Raw genomic sequence first — 26,168 nt, 5'->3', positions numbered from 1 at the left:
AGTATATCAAGGGAAAATTCCTAAAGCCTCGTAGCTTACACCAATTTTTTCAATGGCGGTTAAGAAGGCAGCTGTCCTTAAATCAGGAATCCCTTTCTTATCCATCACATCCCGTATTTCGTGGTAGGCATTTATCATAGTGTCTTCCAAACCAGAACGTACTAAGTCTATCTCATCAGAACCGTGTATCAGCAATGCTCTTTCGTTTGCTGACATGGTTTTGCCAGAAGTAGATTCTATAGCGTTTACTATACGTCTGAAGTGCGACTCCTCCGCTCGTTTTCCCATACGGCCAAATCGAACGTTAGAAAGGTTCTTGAGCCACTCGAAGTAGGAAACTGTAACCCCACCTGCATTTAGGTAAAGGTCTGGCAGAATAATAATGCCTTTCTCCAGTAGAATCTGCTCAGCATCTTTTGTTACTGGTCCGTTAGCACCTTCTGCAACAATTTTTGCTTTTATGTTTGCTGCGTTGCCACTGTGGATCTGGTTTTCCAAAGCGGCTGGGATTAGTACATCGCACTCTTCCTCCAGTAGGTCGACAGAGTTCTCGATGTTCTTTGCATTCTTGTAGTTAAGAATAGAGCCTGTCTCGCTACGATGCTTGAATGCATCTTGTACATCTATGCCATTCGGATCATAAATACCGCCTTCGCGCTCAGCAATGCCCGTAATCAGAGCACCGTCCTGCTGGCAGAAATAGGCTGCGTGATAACCAACGTTACCAAGGCCTTGCACAATAATGCTTCTGCCTTCCATAGAACCCGCTTCAATACCTCTGCCCTTCAGCAGCTCGGTATCCGAGAGTAACTCTCTGATGCCATAATATACACCCAAACCTGTGGCTTCGGCTCTTCCGCGTATACCGCCCTGCCCCACAGGCTTACCTGTAACGCAACCTAGCGCATTTGTTTCACCATACTTCAAGGCTTGGTATGTGTCGGCAATCCAAGCCATTTCTCGGCTTCCTGTTCCGTAATCAGGGGCAGGTACGTCCATGCCTGGCCCGATAAGGTTTTTCTTTATCAGCTCGGCTGCATAACGTCGGGTTACTTTTTCTAAGGTTTTAACTGAACTAGTGCGTGGGTTAATTTTAACACCTCCCTTTGCTCCGCCAAAAGGCACATCTACTACAGCGCATTTAAACGTCATAAGTGTAGCCAGCGCCTTCACCTCATCTTCATCTACTTGCATACTAAAACGGATGCCTCCTTTAGAAGGTAGCTTGTGGTGACTGTGTTGTACTCTAATGCCTTCAACAACCTCTACTTTTCCATCTACTTCTATAGGAAAGGACACTTTGTAAACACTGTTGCATGCTCTGATTTGGGATATGATACCAGGCGATAAATGTGAGAAGCTTGCCGCATGATCAAAATACTGGAGTACACTTTCTAAGAACTTTTTTCCTTCGTTCTGTTCGTTTCCCATACAAGTATGTTTTTAGTTAAAGATATGTTCTGCTTTTTTAGAACGGTTTAAGATTTGATTTGTTTAACGAACCGCTCCTGCCAAGTTAACAATATTTTGGTTTTGCTATGTTTTATCTTTCTGCTTTTTAAATCGTTTAAAGATTTTAATAATAATATTTTAATAATTGGTTAACATATTTATTGCTATTAGAAATAATTGCCTAACTTTTATGAAGATTTATGAGTATAAGAATATTTAATCGTTAAATAATTTAAATGTAATTGCGGCGTTACACCTTAACAGAATGTTGATGTATGTTGAAAGATTCTAACTGGCAAAGAAATGGTTGAGGAAGATAACTTAGAGGTTGTCCCTACGGGCGCAGTTTATTGGGGGGAAAAGCTTTACATAGCATTCGACGATGTAAGAGAAACTTTTGTAGTTAAATGGTGGGGCGAGGTGAATGCCGTAGAACGTTTAGGCGGATATCAGAAAATCATGGAGATGTTCTGCACCTATAAACCACAAAAGTGGCTTTTTGATTTGCAGGAGCGGAATTCTATGGAGAAAGAAGAACAGCGGTGGGTAATGAGATATTTGCTGCCCGCAGCCCTGAAGCTGGTGCAGAGAAGCATTTTTGCAGCTGTGATTTTACCTGTTTATACGCACCAGGCCATTTTTGCTGGATTGGGAGAAGAATATTTTACTGTGGATGGAAATGTGCTTAGACTGGAGCAGTTCTCATATCCTGAAGAAAGTATGCGCTGGCTAGATAGCTTTTGCTTGTAGCCAAGCTTTAAGACAAAAGGTAAACAAGAAGGGCGGCTTAACAGGCCACCCTTCTTGTTTATAACAAATTGGTTTGCTGTTAGTGTACTGTAATCAGCTCCACATCAAAAACAAGTGTAGTGTTTGGTCCAATTACGTCACCAGCGCCTTGTGAACCATAAGCTAGGTTAGAAGGGATAAACAAACGCCATTTAGCGCCTTCCTTCATCATTTGTAAAGCTTCTGTCCAGCCAGCTATTACGCCATTTACTGGGAAAGTTGCTGGTTGCCCACGCTCGTAACTAGAATCGAACACAGTACCGTCAATTAATGTGCCGTGGTAGTGCGTAGTAACTTGATCAGATGATGATGGTGATTTGCCGTTTCCTTCTTGAAGCACTTGGTACTGTAGGCCACTTGGCAATGTCTTAACGCCTTCTTTACTTTTATTTTCTGCTAAGAATGCTTCACCTGTTTGCTGGTTTTCTGCGCCAGAGGCATTTTGCTTCTGTGCCATTTCCTGCTGTAGGGCCATCATAGCCTGTTGTACTTCCTGCTGCGAAAGGGTAGAGGGTTTGCCTTCCAATACCTCTTTCAGACCTTGTGTAAAAGCTTCAGCTTCAATATCTATTCCCTGCTTTTTCAGGTTGGTAGCCATGTCGCGGCCAATAATGTAGCTGATCTTGTCTTTTAAATTACTTAATGCCATAGTTGTTGTTTTGTGCACCAGCAGGTGCATGGATATAATATTAGCCTTTTGTGAGGCCGTTTTTGCAAAGCTACGCTTTTTGTTCAGAACGTGAAAACAAGCCGTCGGTTACTCTCCAGGAGGCAATAGGCTTATGGGGAGGTAAAAAAAATTTTAAAGTCACTAGTGAAGTGCATGAGAGTGGCTAGTTTCGCTAACTATGGTTTGTCTAGTTTGGTGTATACAGCAGCTTTTACCCTTTCATTTAATGTACAGAAACAGTGTTTTCTTAAACCAAAAGAGCCGCTTGTATGAACGGCTCTTTTGGTTTAAAGTATGTCATTATCTACAAGTACAGATGAATTTCGTCTTCTATAGATTCTAAATTCAGTTGGTTGGTTGTTAACCAGCCTTTCATTAAAAAACCGAACGTAGTGCCAAGAAGCAGGAGTGATGATATGGTGGAGAAACGCTTCATAATAATTAGACTTAAAGGGAATTGAACGTGTTATTTAAACGCCTTTGAATTCCTTTTAGTTTCTAATTATGAACACTAAGATGTTATGTTATTGTAAAGGTTCTTAGATCTGCATGAATTACTTAAAAAGCCAGGTTTTAAACCTGGCTTTTTAAGTAATTCATGCAGATCCATCATCCGTTAGGTATATTACATATTTCTTCTATACTGTCCACCAACTTCGAACAGGGCATTTGTGATCTGACCAAGAGAACAGAATTTCACCGTTTCCATCATCTCCTCAAAAATGTTCCCGTTGTTTATGGCCACCTGCTGGATGCGCTTCAGCATTTCTTCCGTTTTACCTGCATTGCGTTCCTGCAGCCCGTGCACCATGTTAATCTGGTATTGTTTTTCCTCCTCTGTAGCACGGATAACTTCTGTAGGCAGCACCGTCGGAGAACCAGTAGAAGAAAGGAACGTGTTTACGCCGATGATCGGATACTCGCCCGTATGCTTCAGCGTTTCATAATACAAACTCTCTTCCTGAATTTTGCCGCGTTGGTACATTGTTTCCATGGCACCCAGTACACCGCCACGCTCTGTAATGCGGTCAAACTCCCGCAGAACCGCCTCTTCCACCAGTTCTGTCAGTTCTTCGATAATGAAAGATCCCTGGATAGGGTTCTCGTTCTTCGCCAGCCCCAGTTCACGGTTTATGATCAGCTGAATGGCCATGGCACGACGCACAGAAGCTTCTGTAGGAGTGGTAATAGCCTCGTCGTAAGCGTTCGTGTGCAGCGAGTTGCAGTTGTCGTAGATGGCATAAAGCGCCTGCAATGTGGTGCGGATGTCGTTGAAGTCGATCTCCTGTGCGTGCAGCGAACGGCCTGAAGTCTGGATGTGGTACTTCAGCATCTGCGAACGGGCATCGGCACCATATTTTTGTTTCATCGCCTTCGCCCAGATTCTGCGTGCCACACGCCCGATTACTGCATACTCTGGGTCGATGCCGTTCGAGAAGAAGAAACTCAGGTTTGGCGCAAACTTGTTGATATCCATGCCACGGCTTACGTAATACTCCACAAACGTGAAGCCATTGGCCAGCGTAAAGGCCAGCTGCGAAATCGGGTTTGCTCCAGCCTCCGCAATATGGTAGCCCGAAATAGACACCGAATAGAAGTTGCGCACGTTTTTGTCGATGAAGTACTGCTGCACATCACCCATCAAACGCAACGAAAATTCTGTAGAGAAAATACAGGTGTTCTGCGCCTGGTCTTCCTTCAGGATATCGGCTTGCACCGTACCACGCACTGATGCCAAGGTACGAGCTTTAACAGGTTCGTACACTTCCGCAGGCAATACCTGGTCGCCTGTCACGCCCAGCAGCATCAGGCCTAAACCATCATTTCCTTCTGGCAATTTGCCCTGATACTTTGGTCGCTCAGCACCTTTCTCTTTATAAATAGCTTCAATCTTCTGGTTGGTCTCTTCTTCCAGCCCGTTCTCTTTAATATACAGTTCGCATTGCTGATCGATAGCGGCGTTCATAAAGAAACCTGTCAGGATTGCAGCAGGACCGTTAATGGTCATGGAAACCGATGTCTTCGGATCTGCCAGGTTAAAACCAGAGTATAGTTTCTTGGCATCGTCGAGGCAGCAGATGCTCACACCCGAGTTACCGATCTTGCCGTAAATATCTGGTCTGTAATCAGGATCTTCGCCGTAAAGCGTAACCGAGTCGAAAGCGGTAGACAAACGCTTGGCTGGCATGCCTAAACTCACATAGTGGAAGCGACGGTTCGTGCGCTCCGGGCCGCCTTCGCCTGCAAACATACGGGTCGGGTCTTCGCCCTCGCGCTTAAACGGAAATACACCTGCTGTGTAAGGAAACTCGCCAGGCACGTTCTCCTGCAGGTTCCACTTCAGCAAGTCACCCCAAGCCTCATATCTTGGCGTAGCCACCTTCGGTATCTGCAAATGCGACAGCGATTCTGTATGTGTTTTTATCTTGATTTCCTTGTCGCGTACTTTGAAGACGTAGAACTCATTTTTGTAAGCCTGGACCTTCTCTTTCCAGTTTTCCAGAATCTTCTTGTTCTGGCCGTCTAGGTTTAGTTCTACCTCCGCATACGCCTGCTTCAGTTGCTTTATCAGGCGGTCTTTATCTTCCACTTCTATACCTTGCACCGCCTCAATAGACTTTTTGATGCCGTAAAGTTTCTGCGCTACTTCTGCCTGCTCTTTGCTCCACTTATCGTAACTGCGGATGGTTTCCGAAATTTCAGAAAGGTAACGCGTGCGGCTAGGAGGGATGATGAACACCTTCTCCGACATCTCTTTAGAAGTCTGCAGGTTGGAGTTGAACTCTACGCCTGTTTGTTCAGAAATCTTCGCCATAATGGCGCGATACAGCTGGTTCATGCCTGGATCGTTGAACTGCGAAGCGATCGTTCCGAACACAGGGATGTCATCGTCGCTCACGTCCCATAGTTGGTGGTTGCGCTTGTACTGCTTCTTCACATCGCGTAGGGCATCCAGGGCTCCGCGTTTGTCAAATTTGTTTAGCGCAATTACATCGGCAAAGTCGAGCATGTCTATTTTTTCCAGCTGCGTGGCGGCACCGTATTCTGGCGTCATTACGTAAAGGCTCATATCAGAATGCTCAGTGATCTCGGTATCCGACTGGCCTATACCTGAAGTTTCGAGAATAATCAAATCGAAATCAGCAGCCTTTATGATATCCACGGCATCCTGCACATACTTGCTCAGGGCCAAGTTGCTTTGGCGTGTAGCCAGCGAGCGCATGTAAACTCTGTCGTTGGAGATGGAATTCATGCGGATTCTATCGCCAAGCAAAGCGCCACCTGTTTTACGCTTTGATGGGTCTACTGAGATGATGGCAATCCTTTTCTCGGGGAAATCCATCAGGAAACGGCGCACCAGTTCATCAACCAAAGAGGATTTACCAGCACCGCCTGTACCTGTTATGCCCAACACAGGAGTGGTTATAGTTTTGGCCTGCTCTTTTACTTCTCTCAAAATGCTTTGCGCTTCTTCAGGGAAGTTCTCAGCAGCAGAAATCAGGCGTGCAATGGATTTAGGGTCTTTATCGCGTAAATGCTTTGCTTCTCCGTTCAAGTTTTTGCCTGTCGGGAAATCACATTTCTCCAGCATATCGTTGATCATGCCTTGTAGACCCATGGCGCGGCCATCGTCAGGGGAGTAGATGCGGCAGATGCCGTAGCTTTGCAGTTCCTCGATCTCGGAGGGGAGTATAACGCCGCCCCCACCGCCGAACAAACGGATGTGGCCGCAGCCGCGTTCCTGCAGCAGGTCGTACATGTACTTAAAGTACTCGATGTGGCCGCCCTGGTAAGACGTAATGGCTATGGCTTGCGCATCTTCCTGAATGGCGCAATCCACAATTTCCTGCACCGATCGGTTGTGGCCCAGGTGAATTACCTCGGCACCAGAGGCCTGTATAATGCGGCGCATGATGTTGATAGCCGCGTCATGACCATCGAAAAGAGAGGCAGCGGTTACAATACGAATATGATTAATAGGTTTGTAGGTTGTAGTTTGGAGCGTTTGCATATCTTATTAACAATAATCTATAATGGATGCGAATATAGTCATTTTAGGGGAGAAAGGCTTTGCTGATGGTGCTTGCCAAGAACCTAGCCTGAACCAAAAGTATTGCCGTAACTATAAGTGCATGCTTGTATACGGCAGAACGTAACGATGGCGCAAACATCTGCTTGTGCCTCAAGAGAAGTAATTAAACGCAAGTGGTAGAATTGCACGAAAAAACGGCAATCAAAAACAATCGATAAAAAACATTAGCCCAAGCCAGCCTCAGTAGCAAGCAGTACCATATCGGCAACATTGGCGGTGCCTAGTTTTCGTTGAATATTCTTTCGGTGGGTGGTAACGGTGTGAACACTCAGAAAAAGTTTTTCTGCTATAGTTTTGGTGCTGTAGCCTTTGCAAATTAAGCTAAGTATTTCAATTTCTCTTTTTCGGAGACTTTGAATAAGTAGCCTGTTTTTGTTTCTGAGATTATCTTTGAGCGCCTGAACCAGTTGGTCCTCTGTATTCATGCGTGGGCTCATGTCTACATCCACACAAAGAAGGTCTTTTACATCGCCATCTTCGTTTTTAGTAAAAGCTTTTGCCCAGCCCATAAACCACTTGTACTCGTTTTCATTTTTATGTTTGGCCCGAAAAAGGCCTCCATATTCCGCTCCAGTAAAGTTTTGATAATGTGTTACGCTATTGTCAGGTACTTTTCTGTCGTCGGGGTGCACAATCTGGTAAAGATATTCAAAGCCCCCCATTTCCTTGATCTCATCTAGTGTATAACCAAGCGTTTCTTCGTTGGTTTTGTTGCACCACAAAACACCTTCCTCTAAATCAGATATGTAAATATTGGCAGGTACTTGGTTTACTACTTGTTCATAAAAAGCACATTTAGCCTGCAACTCTTGAAGCTGTTTTTTCAGCTCCTTTAGTTCCTTTTCTAAGGATTTCTGCTCTTTCTGGTCTTGCATGTATAAGTCAGTAGTCGGGGAGGTATTAACGTATGATCGCTGAATATTGTTGAAGTTAGTAATAATGATACGTTGCATCAAAATTACTGGACAATTTACAGCTTCAAATATAGTACAGCTTTTTGAAGTGCAGGTTTAGTATTTGGAATGTTATAAGACTAAAATTCCACTATTTTGATTGGAATATCTTAACTTTGTTTTCGTATTACAACTATATGAAGAACATTCGTAATTTCTGCATCATTGCGCACATCGACCACGGTAAAAGTACCCTAGCCGACAGGCTTCTGGAGTTTACCCAAACTGTGGCAGAGCGAGAGATGCAACACCAACTACTCGACAACATGGATTTGGAGCGCGAGCGCGGCATCACTATAAAGAGCCACGCCATCCAGATGAACTACCATTATAAAGGAGAGGACTATGTACTCAACCTGATCGACACGCCAGGCCACGTAGACTTTTCTTATGAAGTATCACGTTCCATTGCAGCCTGTGAGGGCGCGCTACTAATCGTTGATTCTTCGCAAGGCATAGAAGCACAAACTATCTCTAACTTATATTTGGCTATAGGTAACGACCTGGAGATAATACCTGTGCTGAACAAAATTGACCTGCCGCACGCGATGCCAGAAGAGGTGTCGGACCAGATTATCGATCTGATTGGTTGCGACAAGGAAGACATTATTCTGGCTTCAGGCAAGTCGGGAATTGGTATAGAGGATATTTTGAATGCTATCTGCGAACGTATTCCTGCTCCAAAAGGCGATCCGGAAGCACCGCTACAAGCCTTGATTTTCGACTCTGTTTTTAATTCTTACAGAGGTATTGAGGTGTACTTCCGCGTGTTTAACGGTACTCTGAAGAAAGGGGAGAAGGTAAAGTTCATTAACACGGGCAAAACCTACGAGGCCGACGAAATAGGTGTGCTGAAGCTGAACCAGGAGTCGCGCGAGGTAATGGGCGCTGGTAATGTGGGCTACCTTATTTCGGGTATAAAAAATGCGAAAGAGGTAAAAGTAGGCGATACCATTACGCACGTAGATCGTCCTGCTCAGGGTATACAAGGTTTTGAGGATGTGAAGCCAATGGTTTTCGCGGGTATTTACCCTGTAGAAACCAGTGAGTACGAAGAATTGCGTGGTGCGATGGAGAAGCTGCAGTTGAACGATGCCTCTTTGGTGTGGGAGCCTGAAACTTCTGCTGCCCTTGGCTTCGGTTTCCGTTGCGGCTTTTTAGGTATGTTGCACATGGAGATTGTGCAGGAGCGCCTGGAGCGTGAGTTTGATATGACGGTGATTACCACCGTGCCGTCGGTTCAGTTCCACGCTTATACTACTAAAGAGCAGGTTATAAAAGTGAATGCACCTTCCGAGATGCCTGAGCCGAACTATATCGACCACATTGAGGAGCCATTTATAAAAGCCCAAATCATTTCTAAATCAGAGTTTGTTGGCCCGATTATCACGCTATGTATGGACAAGCGTGGTATCCTGAAAAACCAGACTTACCTGACTAGCGATCGTGTAGAGCTTGCCTTTGAGATGCCGTTGGCCGAGATCGTGTTTGACTTCTTCGATAAACTGAAGACCATTTCCCGTGGTTATGCCTCTCTAGACTATGAGCTGATCGGTTTCCGTGCCTCTAACATGGTGAAACTGGATGTGATGCTGAACGGTGAAAAGGTGGATGCTCTGAGTGCCATCGTGCACCGCGATAAAGCCTATGACTGGGGCAAGCGCCTCTGTGAAAAGCTACGCGAGCTGCTTCCTCGCCAGATGTTCGAAATTGCTATTCAGGCAGCTATCGGTCAGAAAATTATTGCCCGCGAAACAGTGAAAGCATTGCGTAAAAACGTATTGGCTAAGTGTTACGGCGGTGATATTTCGCGTAAGCGTAAACTACTCGAGAAACAGAAGAAAGGAAAGAAACGCATGCGCCAGGTAGGTAACGTGGAAATTCCACAGGAAGCCTTTTTAGCCGTGCTTAAATTAGACTAAGCTTACCCCAAGCCCCGATGTGCCTCTGCATGTCGGGGCTTGTTCGTTCAGAGAATAGCTACATCTATAGTTTAACTACAGTCGCAAAACTAACCATAACTAATTCTTAATTAATAATTTCCCAAAATGACCCTGCTCGACGGAAAAAAAACATCCGAAGCCATTCAAGAAGAAATAGCTGCTGAGGTAGCTGAAATCAAAGCAAACGGTGGAAAGGTCCCGCACCTAGCTGCTATACTTGTCGGCAACGACGGCGGCTCTGTTACTTATGTTACAAACAAAGTAGCTACATGTGAACGTATCGGCTTCGGCTCTTCCCTTTTCCGCTACGAAGACACAGTTACTGAAGAGGAACTGCTGAACAAGATAAAAGAATTGAACGAGGACGAGGAAGTAGATGGATTTATAGTGCAGTTGCCGCTCCCAAAGCACATCGATTCTGAAAAAGTACTCGAAGCGATTGACCCAAAGAAAGACGTAGACGGCTTCCACCCGATAAACGTAGGCCGTATGGTGGCAAACTTGCCAGCTTACCTGCCAGCCACACCAGCTGGAATTCTGCAGTTGCTGGCACGCTACCAGATTCACACGTTTGGCAAACATTGCGTGGTAGTAGGCCGCAGCAATATTGTAGGTTCACCTATGAGTATACTGATGGCGAAAAACGCTAACCCAGGAAACTGCACCGTTACCCTTTGCCACCGCTACACTGCTGATTTGGCTTACCACACCCGCCAGGCAGACATTATTATTGTGGCTGTAGGAGAGCCAGGTTTGATAACAGCTGACATGGTGAAAGAGGGTGCCGTGGTGATAGACGTAGGAACTACTCGTGTGCCAGATGCTACTCGAAAGTCTGGTTATCGCTTAAGAGGCGATGTAGATTTCGATAATGTTGCCGAGAAATGCAGTTTCATCACGCCAGTGCCAGGAGGTGTCGGTCCGTTGACTATCGCCATGCTGATGAGGAATACTTTAAGAGCTGCGAAGAAGGAAGTGTATTTTTAGTTAGAAGCTAATAAAACAAACGGCCCCCATGAATGTACATTCATGGGGGCCGTTTGTTTTTGTTGGAGTAGGGAGGCGGCTACGTTAGTTTACCACGGGTATAGCCACCCCTCCTTGACTTCTGTATAAACGGTAGCTGAGACAAGGAGGGGTAGTTGGACATTCAAAAGCTCCCTTCCCTGTTCTCAAGACAAACTAGGAGAGAGGTTTCCCTGCAACACAGCCGCCAGCTCACTGAAGTCATTTTTTATATTAATCACCTGCTTCGGCTTGTTTAGGAAAGCCTGTAGCTGCTCTGGTAGCGGCGTGTCAGTGCCTAAAATCTCATCTATACTTCCTTTAAACTTGGCTGGGTGAGCTGTTTCCAGGAAAATGCCTGCTGTCTGCAGCGATGGTAGGTACTGTTTTAGGCTGAGGTAAGCAATGGCTCCGTGTGGGTCTAGCAGATAATTTTGCTCATCGTTCACCTCCTGAATTACCGTCTTTACTTTTTCATCATCTACCCAAAAGCCTTTTACTACCTGCTGCACAGAAATGTGGTTCTGCTGAAACATCTCCAGTATGCGCGGGAAATTGTTTGGTGCGCCTACATCCATGGCATTGGCAATAGTGGCGACAGAGGGTGCAGGCGTATAGTTGCCAGACTCTAGGTAATCAGGCACTACTTTGTTGCGGTTGGTGGCGGCGATGTAGTATTTTACAGGCAAACCCATTTCTCGTGCTAAAAGCCCTGCTGCCAGGTTGCCGAAGTTGCCGCTCGGCACGGCTATCGTTACCTCGTCCTGCTGCTGATCAGGGTTTTGTTTGCGCCATTGGCCCCAAGCATGGAAATAGTATACCATTTGCGGCAGCCAACGCGCCACGTTAATAGAGTTGGCTGAAGACAATTGCATGTTCTTGGCCAGTTCCTCATCAGAGAAAGCCTGCTTTACCAGCGCCTGGCAATCATCAAAAACGCCCTCTACGGCTACAGCCTGTATGTTTTGCCCTAGCGTTGTGAACTGCATTTCCTGTACCTCGCTCACACCGCCATTTGGGTATAAAATAACCACCTCAATGTTTTCAACACCTAAAAAGCCGTTGGCTACGGCACTGCCTGTGTCGCCAGAGGTGGCCACCAGCACCGTTAGAGGTTTGCCTTTTTGAGCGAAAGCCTGCAGGCAGCGCGACATAAAGCGGGCCCCCACATCCTTGAAAGCACAAGTCGGTCCATGAAACAGCTCCAGAGAGTAAGTATTATTTTCCACCTTTACCAGTGGAATTGGAAAGGTGAATACCTCTTGACATATCTCCTGTAGCTGATCGGCTGAAAGGTCTGGCTCAGTGTAAGCTCGTAAAACTTCGAAAGCTATCTCGGGCAGTTCCATATCAGGTAAAGCCTCAAAGAAAGAAGCAGGAAGTACAGGTATAGTTTGCGGGTAGAACAAACCTTTGTCCTGCGGCAGACCTTTTATTACAGCTTCTTTAAAACTTACCTCTGGTGCCTGGCAGTTGGTGCTATAAAATCTCATGATTGTGCGGGTTGATAAACAGGTTCTTCTATAAGTCGTGCGCCCTGCTCAGGCACTTGCGATACATATGTCTTTAACTCGATGCCACTGGAAGCATAAACGTTTTCCATAGCAACTCTTACTTCTTCGGCCTGAGCGGCCGTAGCCGATAAAGCAAAAATAGACGGACCTGAACCAGAAATGCCACAGCCTAAAGCGCCTGCTTCTTTCGCGGCTTGTTTGGCTTGGTTAAAAAGCGGAATCAATATAGAACGCTCTGGCTCAAATATTTCATCATGTAGGCTGCGTCCAATCAAGGCATAGTCACCTTTCAGCAGGCCAGCCATCAATGCTGCCAAGTTACCCCACTGGCGTACTCCTTTTTTCAAAGGTATTTCCTTCTTCAGGATACTTCTGGCTAGGGATGTTTTCAGCTCAATCTGCGGATAAACGATGGTACAGTATAGTTTGACAGGTACACCGAGCGGAATTACGTCCAGTGGATCGTAATCGCGAACAAGAGCAAAACCACCCAGTATAGATGGCGCCACATTGTCGGCATGCGCAGAGCCAGAGGCTTTGCGTTCGCCTTCCATAGCATAAACTACCAGTTCTTCTTTTGTAAAAGGAGAGCCTAAAACTTCGTTAACCGCAAAAGCGGCGGCGGCTGAACTAGCGGCGCTGCTACCAAGACCACTGCCGACAGGCATACCTTTGTGCAACTGCAGTTCCAGTCCATGAGATAGGTTTAGCTCCGTCAGCATTTTCTGGGCTACCACACCAATCACGTTTTCCGCTGGATCGGCAGAAAGGCCTTCAACACCAGTAACGGCTGAGATAGTGATGCCTGGCGCATCTTTCTTGCGTGCCCATACCTCATCACCTGGTTCATCCAGAGCAAAGCCTAGCACATCGAAACCACAGCAAACATTGGCTACAGTAGCAGGGGCAAATGCCTTTATAAATTGTTTATCGTTCATGTTTATACTTAACTATGCTAGCGCTGCGGCAGGTTTAACCGCCTCAGGCTTAAAAAAACTGTCGTGTAAAAGGTTTACGGCTGTTGCCGCATCTTCAGCCTTTACTACAAGCGATATATTTCGTTCTGTGGCTCCCTGCGCAATGGCTCGTATGTTGATGTTATTATTTCCGAGTATAGAGAACATCGTACCCGCAATACCAGGGTGCTTGATCATACCATTTCCAACTATAGCCACTATGCTTACTGGCGATTCCAAGCTGATTGGGTTCAGAACGTCCTGATCTATATCCGCATCAAACTCCTGTGAAAGCGCCAGTGATGCAGCTTTTTCATCGGCCATCGACAAACCTACGGTTATACTTTGCTCAGAAGAAGACTGCGTAATAAAGTATATATTGATGTTGCAGGTAGCGACAGCTTTAAACATACGCATGGCTATACCTGGCACTCCCACCATACCGCTACCGCTCAGCGTGAGCAGCGCAATGTTATCAATACAGGAAACGCCTTTAATCACGTTCTGGCTCGGCTTCGGATTGTTCGAAATCAGAGTACCTTTATGCGAAGGATTGAATGTGTTCTTGAGGCATAGCGGAATTTTAGCAGCTACCAAGGGTGCTATAGTTGGTGGATACAGTACTTTGGCTCCGAAGTATGCTAGTTCCATCGCTTCCTCATAACTTAATTCTTCAATAGAGTAAGCCAATTTTGCCTTGCGAGGGTCAGTAGTATACATGCCATCCACATCTGACCATATCTCTAGCAGATCGGCCTGCAGGGCGGCAGCATAAATAGACGCGCTATAGTCAGAACCACCTCTACCTAATACCGTTGTTTTTCCTTCTTGCGAACGGGCTATAAAGCCAGGGGCAATCACCAATTTCTCGTTTGCCAGCTCAGCTTTTACCTTCGCATAAGATTTCTTTAGGTCTACCTTCGCGTTCAGGAAATTACCGTCAGTTACAATGTAATCGCGGCTGTCGATGAGCCTGTTCGTTAGCCCCTGATGCTGCAGTGCCACCGACACCACCGCTGAGGATAGCAACTCGCCAAAAGCCATAAAGCGTGCTTTAGTGCTGTCGCTTAGCTCATCCAGCAGAAAAATACCTTTGCTCAAATCTTCCAGCTCACGCAGCAACATTTTAACACGGCCTTTCAATTCTATCTGATGACTGTAAGGTACCAACTGCTCAATGGCCTCCATATGCTTTGCCTCCAGTTGCTGCACAATCTCCTGGTACGTTTCGTCGTGCGTGGCTGCCTTTTCAAAACAGCTAATCAGCATGTCTGTTACCTTGGACATAGCAGAAACAACAACGAGTATATTGCCTGGGTAATTTTTTTCTTTTAAGATAGATGCTATCTGAAGCATAGCATCGGCGTTGGCTACAGAAGTACCACCAAATTTTAAAACCAGCATAGGGGTTGGTTTAACAGTTAAAAAAATAAGAATTGGAAAGATAGCCTCAGCTGAGGCTTTGCCTGCCCATGGGGCAACGCAAAAAGGAGGCGATATGTACAATTAAACCCCAAAAGGGGTAATGAAGGTGATAATGGTAGAAATAATGCAGGAAATAGAAAACATGCCGAAGCCGCCTTTTCTAAAAAGGAACCCTGTTATCTCTATGTAGTTAGCATTATTCATGTTATTGAGGTGCCAATATGGAAATTATTTAGAAGTAAAGCTACTAATTTTTAAATTTTGTTGTTAGTGCTTCTTCTAAATCATATGAAGCTTGATACTGATGGAACAGAATGTAGCTAGAAGCTTGTTGCATTTTAGCTACCTTTGCTGATTCTGTACGCGTTAGCGGCAGTAAAGCTTTTTCATATAAAAGGTGCGGTTGCAAAAGCAGGTGCACCATAGTTTTAGAAGGATTGGAATCAACAAAAACTTATACAACAGCCTCTATCCATACAGTGCCAAAAGATGGTAGTGAACTACCGCTGATGGAGGCATTTTACACCATACAAGGTGAGGGCGCAAACACAGGCGTGGCTGCCTATTTTATTCGTTTGGGTGGTTGCGATGTAGGTTGCCACTGGTGCGATGTAAAAGAATCGTGGGATGCGGAGCTACACCCACTTACCAAAGTAGAGGATATTGTAGAGACTGCTGCTGCTTACTCAGGCAAAAAGGTGGTCATTACAGGTGGCGAGCCTTTATTATATAACCTTAACCCACTCACTTCGCAGCTGCAGGCGCGTGGCATCAGAACCATGATTGAGACCTCTGGGGCATACCCCATCAGCGGAAGCTGGGACTGGGTTTGTCTGTCGCCGAAGAAGTTTAAAGCGCCTGATGCCTCTGTCTATCCTTTCGCAGATGAGCTTAAAATTATCATCTTTAACAAAAGTGATTTTGCCTGGGCAGAAGAACACGCCGCACAGGTGGGTGAAAAAACGAAACTGTACCTACAGCCTGAGTGGAGCAAAGCCAACCAAATAACGCCGCAAATAGTAGAGTACGTTAAAAATAATCCGAAATGGCGTGTGTCGCTGCAGACACACAAGTACATGGATATTCCGTAAGCTATATGTATAAAAAGCTGCTTTTCGTTTTCCTTTTCATGGTGATAAGTGTGGTAGCTGCTGTTGCGCAGAACCGTAGCCTCAGCACCACTTCTAAACGAGCTGAAAATTTCTATAACAAAGCAGTTGACTATGAAAAAGCTCGCGATTTTGATCGTGCGCTTAGTTTGTTGCGAGATGCGGTAGAGAAGGACCCGAATTTTACAGAGGCTTACCTGAAAGCGGCTCACCTGAACCAAATGATGGGTAAAAAAGAAGCTGTGCTGCAGCTCCTTGAAAAAGCCCTTGCAGATGCCCCGTTCAGTGCGGCACGTATGAACAACTATTATACACTTGCCGAATTGTACTTCGAAAGAGGTAACTATGAGCAGGCTAGCAAATTTTATAGCTTCTTTTTGCAGGCAGAACCGCGTAAAATGGCGCAAGCAGAGCGTGCACAGCAGCAGATAAAAACGGTTGCTTACGCAATAGAGGCCATGCGCAGCCCCATAGAGTTTAAGTCTGAGATACTGCCTGAAACGGTGAATAGATTCTTTCAGCAATATTTCCCCTCTATAACTGCCGACGGTAAGCAGCTTATTTTCACGGCACGTAAAGGAGCGGACCGTTCGCAGGATGAGGATATTTACATAAGCGGGCAGGTGAATGGTATATGGCAAGCGCCAGTTTCTATCTCCAGCAATATAAACACACCAGCCAACGAAGGAGCCGCCTCTATTTCTGGCGATGGCAAAACCTTGGTGTTTACCTCCTGCAACAGACCCGATGGCAACGGCGACTGCGACCTTTACATTTCTTACAGAACTGGTAACGACTGGAGCAAACCACAAAATATAGGCAGTTCCGTAAATTCGCGCTACTGGGATTCTCAGCCTGCACTCTCAGCTGATGGCAGAACGTTGTATTTTACTTCGAACAGAGGGGGCGGCCTTGGAAAGGAAGATATTTGGATTACGCATCAGAATGACGATGGCACTTGGCAAAAGCCTTCAAACGCGGGCGCTCCCATCAATTCAGCTGGTAAAGACATGGCGCCTTTTCTGCATGCCAGTGGTTCTACTTTATACTTCGTAAGCGACGGTCATGTGGGTTTAGGAGGATTGGATGTTTTTATGGCTGTAAAAGGAGAAGATCAAAAGTGGTCGGAGCCGCAGAATATGGGTTACCCGCTGAATACCTTTAACCATGAAACGGCTCTCTTTATCACGCCAGATAGCAAAACAGGGTATTACTCGCGTCAGGGAGAAACAGGGGCAGACCGAATACAGCTGTTCAGTTTGGTGGTGCCAGCCCAATGGCGTAGTCGGGAGGAAAGCACCTACGCACAGGGACGTGTTTTTGATGCTGATACCAAAAAGCCCATCGGAGCAGTGGTGCAGCTTTATAATGTAAAGAGCGATTCGCTGGAACAGCAGGTGAGGGCAGATCAGCAATCGGGAGAGTATACAGTGGTGCTGACAAAGGGGAAGCAATATGCCTTGTATGTTACTGCCCCAAACTACCTGATGAATAGCTTAAGCTTTGACTATACCAGCTCAAATGCTTTAACGCCTGTCGCGCTGGATGTATATCTTAAACCTATAAAAGCAGGAGCTTCTGTAGTGCTCAGCAACCTCTTTTTCGATACGAATGAGTACAAGCTAAAGCCTGAATCTAAAACAGAACTAAACAAGCTGATATCGTTCCTACAGTTGAACAAGGATGTAAAGCTAGAGATAGAAGGACATACCGACGATGTAGGGCAGGAGCAAGCCAACCAACTGTTATCAGAACGAAGAGCAAAGTCGGTGGTGGAGTATCTAGCCCAAAACGGCATCAACAGCCAGCGCCTCCGCTCCAAAGGTTATGGCGAAAGCAAACCTGTTGCTCCCAACACTACCGAAGAGAACAGGAGCCAGAACAGACGGATCGAGATGAGAGTACTTTAGTGTCGTTCTTCGTTTTCGCCTTTTGGATAGTGGCAGGATGGCTTATTCGCTGGCGCTATCTCCGAATTTATGACGTTTGACGAAGTGGAGTCTGTGACTCCAGGTATAAAAGCAAAAGCCCCGCTACTCTAAAGTAGCGGGGCTTTTGCTTTTATACCTGATAGGAGAATTATCGTTTCTCCATCGGAACATAATCTCTTTCTGTTTCGCCAGTATAAATCTGACGTGGACGGCCAATAGGCTCCTTTTGCTCACGCAGCTCTTTCCATTGCGCAATCCAACCTGGTAGGCGGCCAAGGGCAAACATTACCGTAAACATGTTTGTAGGGATACCGATTGCACGGTAAATGATACCTGAGTAGAAGTCTACATTAGGATACAGTTTGCGCTCTACAAAGTACGGGTCGTTTAGAGCAGCCTCTTCCAGTTCTTTGGCGATGTTCAGAATTGGGTCTTTCACACCAAGTGCTGTTAACACTTCGTCAGCTGCTTTTTTGATAATCTTAGCACGTGGGTCGAAGTTTTTGTACACACGGTGACCGAAGCCCATTAAGCGGAAAGGATCGTTTTTATCTTTCGCTTTTTCAATGAATTTCTTAGAGTCACCACCATCAGCTTTGATTTCTTCAAGCATTTCAATCACGGCTTGGTTTGCTCCACCGTGAAGTGGGCCCCACAAAGCACTGATACCTGCCGATACAGAAGAGTACAAGCTAGCATTGGCTGAACCTACCAAACGTACTGTAGAGGTAGAGCAGTTTTGCTCATGGTCGGCATGCAGAATAAGTAGCTTATTTAGAGCACTTACAACTACAGGATCAATTTGATAGTCTTCTGTAGGGTAAGCGAACATCATGTTCAGGAAATTAGAGCAGTAATCCAGCTTGTTCTTTGGATAGATAACTGGGTGCCCCTGAGAGTTTTTATAAGACCAGGCTGCAATAGTAGAGATTTTAGCTAATAGCCTGATAATAGACAGATCAACCTCTTCTTTGCTCTGGTTAGGATTAAGCGACTCTGGGTAAAAAGCAGTTAAGGAGCTTACCAAAGCAGAAAGAATACCCATTGGGTGCGCAGTAGATGGGAAGCCATCTAAGATTTTGCGCATATCTTCGTTTACCAGTGTGTGGCGCTTAATTCTGTCGCTGAATGCGTTTAGTTCTTCTTCAGAAGGCAAGTGACCATAAATCAGCAGATACGCTACTTCAATGAAGGATGATTTTTCTGCAAGTTGCTCGATAGGATAGCCTCTGTAACGAAGTATACCTTCTTCTCCATCCAAGAAAGTGATAGCACTTGTCGTGGCACCTGTGTTCTTATAGCCTGGGTCTAATGTAACATAGCCCGATTGAGCACGAAGGGCAGATATATCAATAGCTTTTTCATCTTCAGTGCCTACTACTATAGGCATCTGGTAGGTTTTGCCATCCAGAATAATCTCAGCGAAGTCTGACATGTTTATATTGGTTTATGTCTGTTTAATTTCTTATAAAGCGAAATTAGGCATTTTTGTTTTAAAAAGAAACGGGAGATTAGTTAATCTAGCAAATTGCAGATACTCTAGTAATCTTTAACATTTTCATCAAAAATTTAAGCATCAAGGAAGGGTTTGATGTTCTTTCTCCTTGTTTCAAAACCTGTTATGGCTTTAAAGTCACTATTAATTTGGATCGGTTTATCAATACACAGCTTATGAATTAAGCTTTTCCCTTCTTTTGGTTGAAACTATTTTAGCTAGAAAGGTAGTTCCCGTACGTGATATGCCCATTGCTACTGGTTATTACGAATGACTAATTCTATCATAGTCTATATAGGTATTTATTAATCTAGTTTAAAAAATGCTAACATAGTTAAAATATAGTGAGTGCTTGCTTATTTGATTTATTATTGCTTGTTTAGCATCAAGTTCATCAATCGAACCTGAAATTTCAAGAGTTACCTTTTTAAAGGTGCTAAAACGTTTATTCTATCTGATTGGCTACTGCTATGGTGTCCTTTCATGATGAAAGTTTTCTGAGGTTGTGAGTTCATTTTATTTCTGAGTTATTAACTAAAACACTTTTACCATGACAGATTCACAGGTAGAGTATTCTCGTTTGGAATCGGACCATCCACAAAGCCAGAAAAGTGTGGGTGACAAACAGCTGTGGGATGATTTTAGGAACGGAAGTGAGAGTGCTTATGCTTTAATCTACCAACGTCACTTTTTTTCTCTTTATAGTTATGGCTTAAAAATGTGCCAGGAGCGGGAGGTGGTTAAGGATTGCATTCAAGAGTTGTTTATTCATATATGGAAAAACAGAGATCGGCTTTCCTCTACCAACTCTATCAAGTTTTACCTTTATAAATCGTTAAAAAGAAAACTGATTGATAATTATAAGTTTTCATCAAAACACATCGCCGTTACTGATTTTGAATTGATAAATGAGGCTGTTGCTTCGGAAGAGAGCAATATCATAATAGCCCAAACTTCAGAGGCGCAAAAACAAAGAGTGCTGCATGCGCTAGAAAAGCTTACAGACAGGCAGAAAGAATCAATTATTTTAAAGTTCTATCAAAATTTGCCAAATGACGAAATAGGTAAGCACATGTCTATATCTGTGGAAGGGGTTTATAATTTAGTTTCTAAAGCCTTATCAAATTTCAGGAAGAACATGAGCAGAGCCTACTGTTTTCTCTTTTGGGGGCAGTTGCTAATCATCCTTACCTAAAACCACGCTATTAAAGGGCAAGCAATGTTTTAAATCATAACAAAGGGTGTATGAGTTGTTTGTTTTAAATATTATTTAAACATGATGAGATACTTTTGCAGGTACTGTTTAGTATACAAACAGACTAGGCAAAATGAAGTATGATAATTATACAACTTATGATTTTGTCATAGACCCTTACTTCCAAAAGTGGGTGCTATATTCTGATGAAGAAACTGATACTTTCTGGCAAAATTGGATAGCTGAACATCTTTCTAAAAAGTCTGATATACAGGATGCAGTAGAGGTAATTGTAGATCTAGGGTTTAAGAGCGATATAGCGGCAAACCGTGCTTTCATTGAAGTTTGGAATATTATAAATCCTGGAAAGTTGACTGCAAATGATTCTTGAGCAGGGTATTCCGAGGAGGAAGTTTCCTATTCCTGACTAGTTCAGCATCAAAGGTTAGTGACGCATGTTTTGCAGTTTTCCCTGTTAATTACAACTTGTTGTTTCTTGAACGAAATAAAGATTATGCTAGGTAGATGCATGCAACTTAGTTGAGGTAAACGGAAATGTCAGACAATTCTGTAGTTACTTTAAACAAATTCTTCTGCGGAAGTACATACTTATCTAAGTCATCCAGTATGACACCGCAGGGCCAGGAGGTAGTGAAAGTGGTAATAACTAACTGTAAAGGAAATGAGCGGGAGGTGGAGTAAAGGGGATAGGGTTTATGAGCAAGGTGTTTTAAAAGAATAATAGTCTAGATCCAGATGTTTTCACCCTAAAACGCTATAATATAAATTACTAAAAAAATAGGTGAGAATAGCGGATCCTGTTCGTTTATACAAAGATGAACTAACTTCTTTCACGCCATACTACACTCTATGCGTATGAAACTCCACAAATCCTTTTTTGGCCTTTGTGCCTTATTACTGCCGCTACTTCAGAATTGTGCCTCTCCTCAAAAAGAGGGCGACCTTGCTGTTGTGAGCGAAGAAGCAACTTCCCGAGAAATCTGGACAAAAGAAAAAGCAAACGATTGGTATGCCCAACAGGAGTGGCTGGTGGGTAGTAACTTTATACCTAGCAGCGCCATAAACCAACTGGAAATGTGGCAGGCAGAGACCTTTGATACAACCACCATAAACCGAGAGCTAGGGTTGGCCTCTTCCATAGGCATGAACACGGCCCGTGTGTACCTACACGACCTTCCTTTCGGGCAGGATTCGGCTGGATTTGTGAACAGAATAGATACTTTCCTGGACCTGGCGCAACGCAATAATATTAAACCGCTGTTGGTTATCTTCGACTCCTGCTGGGACCCTTTCCCAGCACTGGGCACGCAGCGCCAGCCAAAACCGCATGTGCATAATTCGGGCTGGGTGCAAAGTCCTGGAGCCAACGCTCTAAAAGATTCTACGCAGTACCCGCGCCTGGAGCGCTACGTGAAAGGCATTGTAGCCAGGTTTGCACAGGATGACCGAATTTTGGGTTGGGACGTTTGGAATGAGCCAGACAACGGGACAGGCCCGTCTTACGAAGCAGTGGAACTGCCTAACAAAGTAGATTTAGTCTTGCCCCTCCTGGAAAAATCCTTTGTTTGGGCCAGATCGCAAAATCCGTCGCAGCCGCTTACCTCTGGCGTTTGGGCTGGTGAATGGGCAACACACGAAGGGCTTACCCCAATACAAAAAGTACAGCTTGAGCAATCGGATGTGATCTCTTTTCATAACTATGATTCGCCTGAAGAATTTGAGAAGCGTGTAAAATGGCTGCAGCGCTACGAAAGGCCGATGCTTTGTACTGAATACATGGCACGTCCGAATGGTAGCACCTTCCAGGGCTTTCTGCCGCTGGCCAAAAAGTATAATGTGGGTATGTATAACTGGGGCTTGGTAGATGGTAAAACGCAAACCAAATACGCCTGGGACACCTGGACGAAACAATATACAGCAGCGCCAGAAGTGTGGTTCCACGACATCTTTAAGGCAGATGGTACACCCTACAGGCAGGAAGAGGTAGCCCTCATAAAAGGCCTAACGGCGAGAGGAACTGCCTCAAACTAAGGTTAAATTTTAGTTGTCATCTCGACGAAAGGAGAGATCTGCTACATTTTTTACATCAAATCTCTCTTTTCGTCGAGATGACAATAATCTAAAAAAGGCTTTCTGAAACGACAAAACATATCACAAAAACTATCACATGCAGGCCAGCTCTACTCTAAGTTTTATACTTGTTATCCTGGTACTCTCCTTAGCGGTATGTTCTTCTTCTAAAATACAGCAGTCGGGGCAGCAAAAGGAAATTAACTTGGCTGATCCGACAGTTTTTTTGCATGATGGGACCTACTACCTGTACGGCACTGTAGAGGGTAATTCAGGTGAGGGATTTCTGGTTTATACATCCAAAGACCTTAAGAATTGGGAAGGATCCAAAGGTGCACGAGAGGGTTTTGCGCTCAGGAAAGGTGACAGCTTTGGCACGCAGGGCTTTTGGGCACCGCAGGTTTTCAGGTACAACAACAAGTTCTACATGGCTTATACGGCTAACGAAAACATCGCTATTGCTACAAGCAACAGTCCTTTAGGTCCTTTTACGCAGGAGACTTTACAGCCTTTAGCCGCGCCAGTAAAGCAGATTGATCCTTTCGTTTTTATAGATGATGATGGGAAAATGTATCTTTACCATGTTCGTCTGCAAGAGGGGAACAGAATTTTTGTGGCTGAGTTGGAAGACGACCTGAGCAAGATAAAAGAGCAAACGCTGCAGGAATGTATTATGGCAACTGAACCTTGGGAGAACACGGCTAATGTAAAGTGGTCGGTGGCGGAGGGGCCAACTGTTTTGAAGCACAAAGGTGCCTATTACCTTACCTACTCTGCCAACGATTTTCGAAATCCGAACTATGCCGTTGGCTACGCTATCAGTTCAAGACCAACAGGACCTTGGCTTAAGTCTACTTCCAACCCAATCATCAGCACACAGAATATAGGTGAGAACGGTACTGGACATGTCGACATCGTAAAAGACAAAAAAGGAGACATGTTCTACGTCTTCCATACCCATCAAGCCGATTCCACTGTAGGGCCAAGAAAAACAGCAGTAGTTCGTATCAGTTTCAAAGAAAATCAAAGTAAAGGGCAAGATGTGTTAACCATGGAGCCAAACACTTTTTTCTTTCCTAAGGTGAGAAATAAGTAGGCGGACCGTTTTGAAGTATGTAGTATGAATAAAGCTATACTCACACCACCAATTCGTTCTGTATGAAGAAGCCTGTACTGTTTATCTTTTTCCTGACGTTCTTCCTGCAAAACACTTTTGCGCAAAAAGCAGGTGATTTTGACAGTCTAAACACCAATATCGAAAACTATTCAGGCTTTCCTGAGCCTAGAATCGCTCCATCAATGCTGATAATTTAACGAGCTTATCAATCTTGCTCTTTACTATACTCGTCTAGCAACTAATTTACAGCTAACTAATTCTTTTCTATATGAAGAAAACATACCTCCTGCTTTTGTCAGTGTTTCTTTTCAGCTTCAATCTAGCAGATGCTCAAAACAAGGAATGGAGCATTGTTAAAGGGAAAATTACCTCGCCTTGGGCCGAGAAGGTTAATCCTGCTAATCCGCTGCCAGAGTATCCACGTCCCCAGATGGTGCGCGACAACTGGCAAAACCTAAACGGACTGTGGAGTTATGCTATTGCTCCCAGAGCACAGCAGGATAACATGCCTTCTGCTTTTGCAGGTAAAATTTTGGTGCCTTATCCTATTGAGTCAGCTTTATCTGGTGTAGGCAAAACCGTAGGAAAAGATAGTGTGCTGTGGTACAAAAAAACTGTCAGCATACCTTCAAAGCTTCGGAAGCAAAGGGTGCTACTTCATTTTGGTGCTGTAGATTGGCTATGCGATGTGTATGTTAATGGAAACAAAGTTGGTACGCACCAGGGCGGCTACGATCCTTTTTCTTTTGATATAACGTCAGCGCTAAAAAGAGGAAACAACCAGGATGTTGCCATCCGTGTTTGGGATCCTTCGGATGATGGCCCACAGCCACGGGGCAAGCAAGTAAAAAAACCTGAGAGCATCTGGTATACTCCTGTAACAGGAATCTGGCAGACAGTATGGCTGGAGGGAGTGCCTCAAACGTATATCGCCTCTACCAGGCAAACCCCAGATATAGATCAGCAGACAGTATCAGTAACAGCACAGGTAGCAAACCGACAGGCAAACGATAAATTGAGGATTTTAGCTTGGGACGGCAAAACGAAAGTAGCTGAGAAGGTGGTAAATGCAGGCGACGAAGCTGTGCTGCAGGTAAAGAATCCTAAACTGTGGGCACCAGGCAGTCCTAACCTTTACGATTTGCGTGTGGCGGTGGTACGAAATGGAAAAGTGCTGGACGAGGTGGATAGCTATTTTGCGATGCGTAAAATTAGCGTGGCACCAGATGCGGATGGTGTTCTGCGCATGATGCTTAATAATAAGTTTGTTTTCCAGTACGGCCCACTAGACCAAGGCTGGTGGCCAGACGGACTTTACACAGCTCCTACCACAGAAGCATTGCTTTTTGATATTGAGAAAACAAAAGAGATGGGCTTCAACATGATCCGCAAGCACGTGAAGGTGGAGCCAGCTATCTGGTATGCCCATTGCGATAAATTAGGTATGCTGGTTTGGCAGGATATGCCAAGCGGCGACTTGGGCAACCGTTGGGAGAGCCGACCAGGCGTAACAGGCAGAGGCACCGAAAAAGACAGAACACCAGAATCAGAAAGCATCTTTCGCCAGGAGTGGAAAGAGATTATGGATGACCTGTACAACTTTCCGAGCATCGTGGTGTGGGTGCCTTTCAACGAAGCATGGGGCCAGTTCAAGACTGTAGAAATGACGAAATGGACGATGGAGCACGACCCGACACGTCTAGTCAATAGTGCCAGCGGTGGTAACTTTCATCCTGTTGGGCATATCATCGACCTGCATAATTATCCAGACCCTACCATGCCACGACCTGATATCTTTGGTTCAAAGCAAGCCATTGTGTTGGGTGAGTTTGGTGGGCTAGGACTGCCTGTGACAGGACATACATGGCAGCAGAAAGATAACTGGGGCTACCAAACCTTCAAGAACGCCGACGAACTGTTTGAGCGGTACAAAGCTTTTACAGAAAGGCTGGAGAGATTGATAAATGAAGGTTTATCGGCTGCTGTTTATACTCAAACCTCTGACGTAGAAATAGAAACCAACGGCCTGATTACCTATGACCGTAAGGTGATAAAAGTGCCTGCCGAAAAGCTGAAAGAAGTTCATGAGAAGCTTTATAACAGCAATTTAGTTGATATGAAAGCGACGACAGCGCGATAGGAAGCTACTTTTACATAGAGCTTGTTTGAGGGAGATTCGTTTTATCAATGATAAATATACTGTGGTAGTTTAGTCGTAGTAGAATAGCAACTGAGCATGAAATCAGGTTGCCTTTCCGCTGCGATTAAACTATTATTGCTTTAAGTTTTTGATATCAATCCTAAGATTGTCTTTGAACTGTACTTAACAGGTAACAGAATGCAACAAGAAATAATAGCAAAATTTACTGACCTCTACAAGACAGATCCAGTTGTTGTCCGCTCTCCTGGTAGGGTGAACCTGATCGGGGA

At 44.8% G+C, this 26,168-nt stretch carries 22 protein-coding genes; 12 read left to right on the top strand and 10 right to left on the bottom strand.

From position 1 onward, the window contains the following. Positions 1–6: 6 nt before the first annotated feature. A complete protein-coding gene (locus LN893_RS11485) occupies positions 7–1,431 on the bottom strand; it encodes a Glu/Leu/Phe/Val family dehydrogenase (RefSeq protein WP_229970065.1) in 1,425 nt (474 codons plus the stop codon). 324 nt (positions 1,432–1,755) lie between these two features. On the opposite strand from LN893_RS11485, the gene LN893_RS11480 reads away from it, so the two are divergent. Further along, positions 1,756–2,202, top strand: coding sequence for a hypothetical protein (locus LN893_RS11480; RefSeq protein WP_229970062.1), 447 nt, complete (start codon positions 1,756–1,758; stop codon positions 2,200–2,202). A 79-nt stretch (positions 2,203–2,281) separates the two neighbouring features. Here LN893_RS11480 and bamJ read toward each other — a convergent pair whose 3' ends face one another. The 3 genes from bamJ to LN893_RS20560 form a co-directional block, all read right to left on the bottom strand. Continuing rightward, on the bottom strand, positions 2,282–2,890 hold the full coding sequence (gene bamJ / locus LN893_RS11475; protein WP_229970059.1) for a BamJ family beta-barrel-assembly machinery protein: 609 nt from the start codon (positions 2,888–2,890) through the stop codon (positions 2,282–2,284). A gap of 646 nt (positions 2,891–3,536) precedes the next feature. After that, complete coding sequence (locus LN893_RS11470; protein WP_229970057.1) at positions 3,537–6,923, bottom strand: methylmalonyl-CoA mutase family protein; 3,387 nt, start codon at positions 6,921–6,923, stop codon at positions 3,537–3,539. A gap of 245 nt (positions 6,924–7,168) precedes the next feature. Then, a complete protein-coding gene (locus tag LN893_RS20560) occupies positions 7,169–7,879 on the bottom strand; it encodes a LuxR C-terminal-related transcriptional regulator (RefSeq protein WP_255710009.1) in 711 nt (236 codons plus the stop codon). Positions 7,880–8,094: 215 nt separating this feature from the next. On the opposite strand from LN893_RS20560, the gene lepA reads away from it, so the two are divergent. Then, positions 8,095–9,879: a translation elongation factor 4 gene (lepA, locus tag LN893_RS11455; protein ID WP_229970055.1), complete on the top strand. Its 1,785-nt coding sequence runs from the start codon at positions 8,095–8,097 to the stop codon at positions 9,877–9,879. A gap of 126 nt (positions 9,880–10,005) precedes the next feature. Next, positions 10,006–10,887, top strand: coding sequence for a bifunctional 5,10-methylenetetrahydrofolate dehydrogenase/5,10-methenyltetrahydrofolate cyclohydrolase (locus LN893_RS11450; RefSeq protein ID WP_229970052.1), 882 nt, complete (start codon positions 10,006–10,008; stop codon positions 10,885–10,887). 185 nt (positions 10,888–11,072) lie between these two features. On the opposite strand, the gene thrC is transcribed toward LN893_RS11450, so the two are convergent. The 5 genes from thrC to LN893_RS11430 all read right to left on the bottom strand — a co-directional run bounded on the left by thrC (position 11,073) and on the right by LN893_RS11430 (position 15,224). Further along, entirely contained in the window at positions 11,073–12,398 is a 1,326-nt protein-coding gene (gene thrC, locus LN893_RS11445) for a threonine synthase (RefSeq protein WP_229970051.1), read from the bottom strand. After that, positions 12,395–13,357 (bottom strand): homoserine kinase, encoded by a 963-nt coding sequence (locus LN893_RS11440; protein ID WP_229970048.1) that lies wholly within the window; start codon positions 13,355–13,357, stop codon positions 12,395–12,397. The genes thrC and LN893_RS11440 overlap by 4 nt, the downstream gene beginning before the upstream one ends. 12 nt (positions 13,358–13,369) lie before the next feature. Beyond that, positions 13,370–14,779: an aspartate kinase gene (locus LN893_RS11435; protein WP_229970046.1), complete on the bottom strand. Its 1,410-nt coding sequence runs from the start codon at positions 14,777–14,779 to the stop codon at positions 13,370–13,372. Between the two features lie 102 nt (positions 14,780–14,881). Beyond that, entirely contained in the window at positions 14,882–15,004 is a 123-nt protein-coding gene (locus tag LN893_RS20555) for a hypothetical protein (protein WP_255710005.1), read from the bottom strand. A gap of 43 nt (positions 15,005–15,047) precedes the next feature. Beyond that, the gene (locus tag LN893_RS11430) at positions 15,048–15,224 is read right to left on the bottom strand and encodes a hypothetical protein (protein ID WP_229970043.1); all 177 of its coding nucleotides are present in this window, start codon (positions 15,222–15,224) and stop codon (positions 15,048–15,050) included. A gap of 13 nt (positions 15,225–15,237) precedes the next feature. Between LN893_RS11430 and LN893_RS11425 the strand changes: the two genes are divergently transcribed. Next, the gene (locus tag LN893_RS11425; RefSeq protein ID WP_229970041.1) at positions 15,238–15,891 is read left to right on the top strand and encodes a 7-carboxy-7-deazaguanine synthase QueE; all 654 of its coding nucleotides are present in this window, start codon (positions 15,238–15,240) and stop codon (positions 15,889–15,891) included. Between the two features lie 5 nt (positions 15,892–15,896). Further along, on the top strand, positions 15,897–17,819 hold the full coding sequence (locus LN893_RS11420; RefSeq protein ID WP_229970039.1) for an OmpA family protein: 1,923 nt from the start codon (positions 15,897–15,899) through the stop codon (positions 17,817–17,819). Positions 17,820–17,988: 169 nt separating this feature from the next. Here the strand turns inward: LN893_RS11420 and LN893_RS11415 are convergent, their stop codons facing one another. Further along, a complete protein-coding gene (locus LN893_RS11415) occupies positions 17,989–19,275 on the bottom strand; it encodes a citrate synthase (protein ID WP_229970037.1) in 1,287 nt (428 codons plus the stop codon). Positions 19,276–19,885: 610 nt separating this feature from the next. Between LN893_RS11415 and LN893_RS11410 the strand changes: the two genes are divergently transcribed. The 7 genes from LN893_RS11410 to LN893_RS11380 all read left to right on the top strand — a co-directional run. After that, positions 19,886–20,530, top strand: a complete 645-nt coding sequence (locus LN893_RS11410) for an RNA polymerase sigma factor (RefSeq protein ID WP_229970034.1) — start codon at positions 19,886–19,888, stop codon at positions 20,528–20,530. 133 nt (positions 20,531–20,663) lie between these two features. Then, complete coding sequence (locus tag LN893_RS11405; protein WP_229970032.1) at positions 20,664–20,921, top strand: hypothetical protein; 258 nt, start codon at positions 20,664–20,666, stop codon at positions 20,919–20,921. 164 nt (positions 20,922–21,085) lie between these two features. Continuing rightward, on the top strand, positions 21,086–21,232 hold the full coding sequence (locus tag LN893_RS11400) for a hypothetical protein (RefSeq protein WP_229970029.1): 147 nt from the start codon (positions 21,086–21,088) through the stop codon (positions 21,230–21,232). 174 nt (positions 21,233–21,406) lie between these two features. After that, complete coding sequence (locus LN893_RS11395; protein WP_229970027.1) at positions 21,407–22,582, top strand: cellulase family glycosylhydrolase; 1,176 nt, start codon at positions 21,407–21,409, stop codon at positions 22,580–22,582. A 136-nt stretch (positions 22,583–22,718) separates the two neighbouring features. Further along, positions 22,719–23,717: a glycoside hydrolase family 43 protein gene (locus LN893_RS11390; RefSeq protein WP_229970025.1), complete on the top strand. Its 999-nt coding sequence runs from the start codon at positions 22,719–22,721 to the stop codon at positions 23,715–23,717. A 289-nt stretch (positions 23,718–24,006) separates the two neighbouring features. Next, positions 24,007–25,878, top strand: coding sequence for a glycoside hydrolase family 2 protein (locus LN893_RS11385; RefSeq protein ID WP_229970022.1), 1,872 nt, complete (start codon positions 24,007–24,009; stop codon positions 25,876–25,878). A gap of 198 nt (positions 25,879–26,076) precedes the next feature. Continuing rightward, positions 26,077–26,168: galactokinase family protein (locus tag LN893_RS11380; RefSeq protein WP_229970232.1), on the top strand; the 92-nt coding region annotated here is incomplete at its 3' end.

This window comes from Pontibacter harenae (genome assembly GCF_020907245.1).
Lineage (GTDB): Bacteria > Bacteroidota > Bacteroidia > Cytophagales > Hymenobacteraceae > Pontibacter > Pontibacter harenae.
This window is presented reverse-complemented; position numbering and strand designations above follow the sequence as displayed.

Coding starts and splice junctions, on each gene's coding strand:
- lepA (WP_229970055.1), top strand. CDS start 8,095: ATGAAGAACATTCGTAATTTCTGCATCATTGCGCACATCGACCACGGT.
- LN893_RS20560 (WP_255710009.1), bottom strand. CDS start 7,879: ATGCAAGACCAGAAAGAGCAGAAATCCTTAGAAAAGGAACTAAAGGAG.
- LN893_RS11395 (WP_229970027.1), top strand. CDS start 21,407: ATGAAACTCCACAAATCCTTTTTTGGCCTTTGTGCCTTATTACTGCCG.
- LN893_RS11435 (WP_229970046.1), bottom strand. CDS start 14,779: ATGCTGGTTTTAAAATTTGGTGGTACTTCTGTAGCCAACGCCGATGCT.
- LN893_RS11450 (WP_229970052.1), top strand. CDS start 10,006: ATGACCCTGCTCGACGGAAAAAAAACATCCGAAGCCATTCAAGAAGAA.
- LN893_RS11400 (WP_229970029.1), top strand. CDS start 21,086: ATGTCAGACAATTCTGTAGTTACTTTAAACAAATTCTTCTGCGGAAGT.
- LN893_RS11430 (WP_229970043.1), bottom strand. CDS start 15,224: ATGGTGCACCTGCTTTTGCAACCGCACCTTTTATATGAAAAAGCTTTA.
- LN893_RS11485 (WP_229970065.1), bottom strand. CDS start 1,431: ATGGGAAACGAACAGAACGAAGGAAAAAAGTTCTTAGAAAGTGTACTC.
- LN893_RS11470 (WP_229970057.1), bottom strand. CDS start 6,923: ATGCAAACGCTCCAAACTACAACCTACAAACCTATTAATCATATTCGT.
- bamJ (WP_229970059.1), bottom strand. CDS start 2,890: ATGGCATTAAGTAATTTAAAAGACAAGATCAGCTACATTATTGGCCGC.
- LN893_RS11385 (WP_229970022.1), top strand. CDS start 24,007: ATGAAGAAAACATACCTCCTGCTTTTGTCAGTGTTTCTTTTCAGCTTC.
- LN893_RS11420 (WP_229970039.1), top strand. CDS start 15,897: ATGTATAAAAAGCTGCTTTTCGTTTTCCTTTTCATGGTGATAAGTGTG.
- LN893_RS11410 (WP_229970034.1), top strand. CDS start 19,886: ATGACAGATTCACAGGTAGAGTATTCTCGTTTGGAATCGGACCATCCA.
- LN893_RS11440 (WP_229970048.1), bottom strand. CDS start 13,357: ATGAACGATAAACAATTTATAAAGGCATTTGCCCCTGCTACTGTAGCC.
- thrC (WP_229970051.1), bottom strand. CDS start 12,398: ATGAGATTTTATAGCACCAACTGCCAGGCACCAGAGGTAAGTTTTAAA.
- LN893_RS11405 (WP_229970032.1), top strand. CDS start 20,664: ATGAAGTATGATAATTATACAACTTATGATTTTGTCATAGACCCTTAC.
- LN893_RS11415 (WP_229970037.1), bottom strand. CDS start 19,275: ATGTCAGACTTCGCTGAGATTATTCTGGATGGCAAAACCTACCAGATG.
- LN893_RS11480 (WP_229970062.1), top strand. CDS start 1,756: ATGGTTGAGGAAGATAACTTAGAGGTTGTCCCTACGGGCGCAGTTTAT.
- LN893_RS11390 (WP_229970025.1), top strand. CDS start 22,719: ATGCAGGCCAGCTCTACTCTAAGTTTTATACTTGTTATCCTGGTACTC.
- LN893_RS20555 (WP_255710005.1), bottom strand. CDS start 15,004: ATGAATAATGCTAACTACATAGAGATAACAGGGTTCCTTTTTAGAAAA.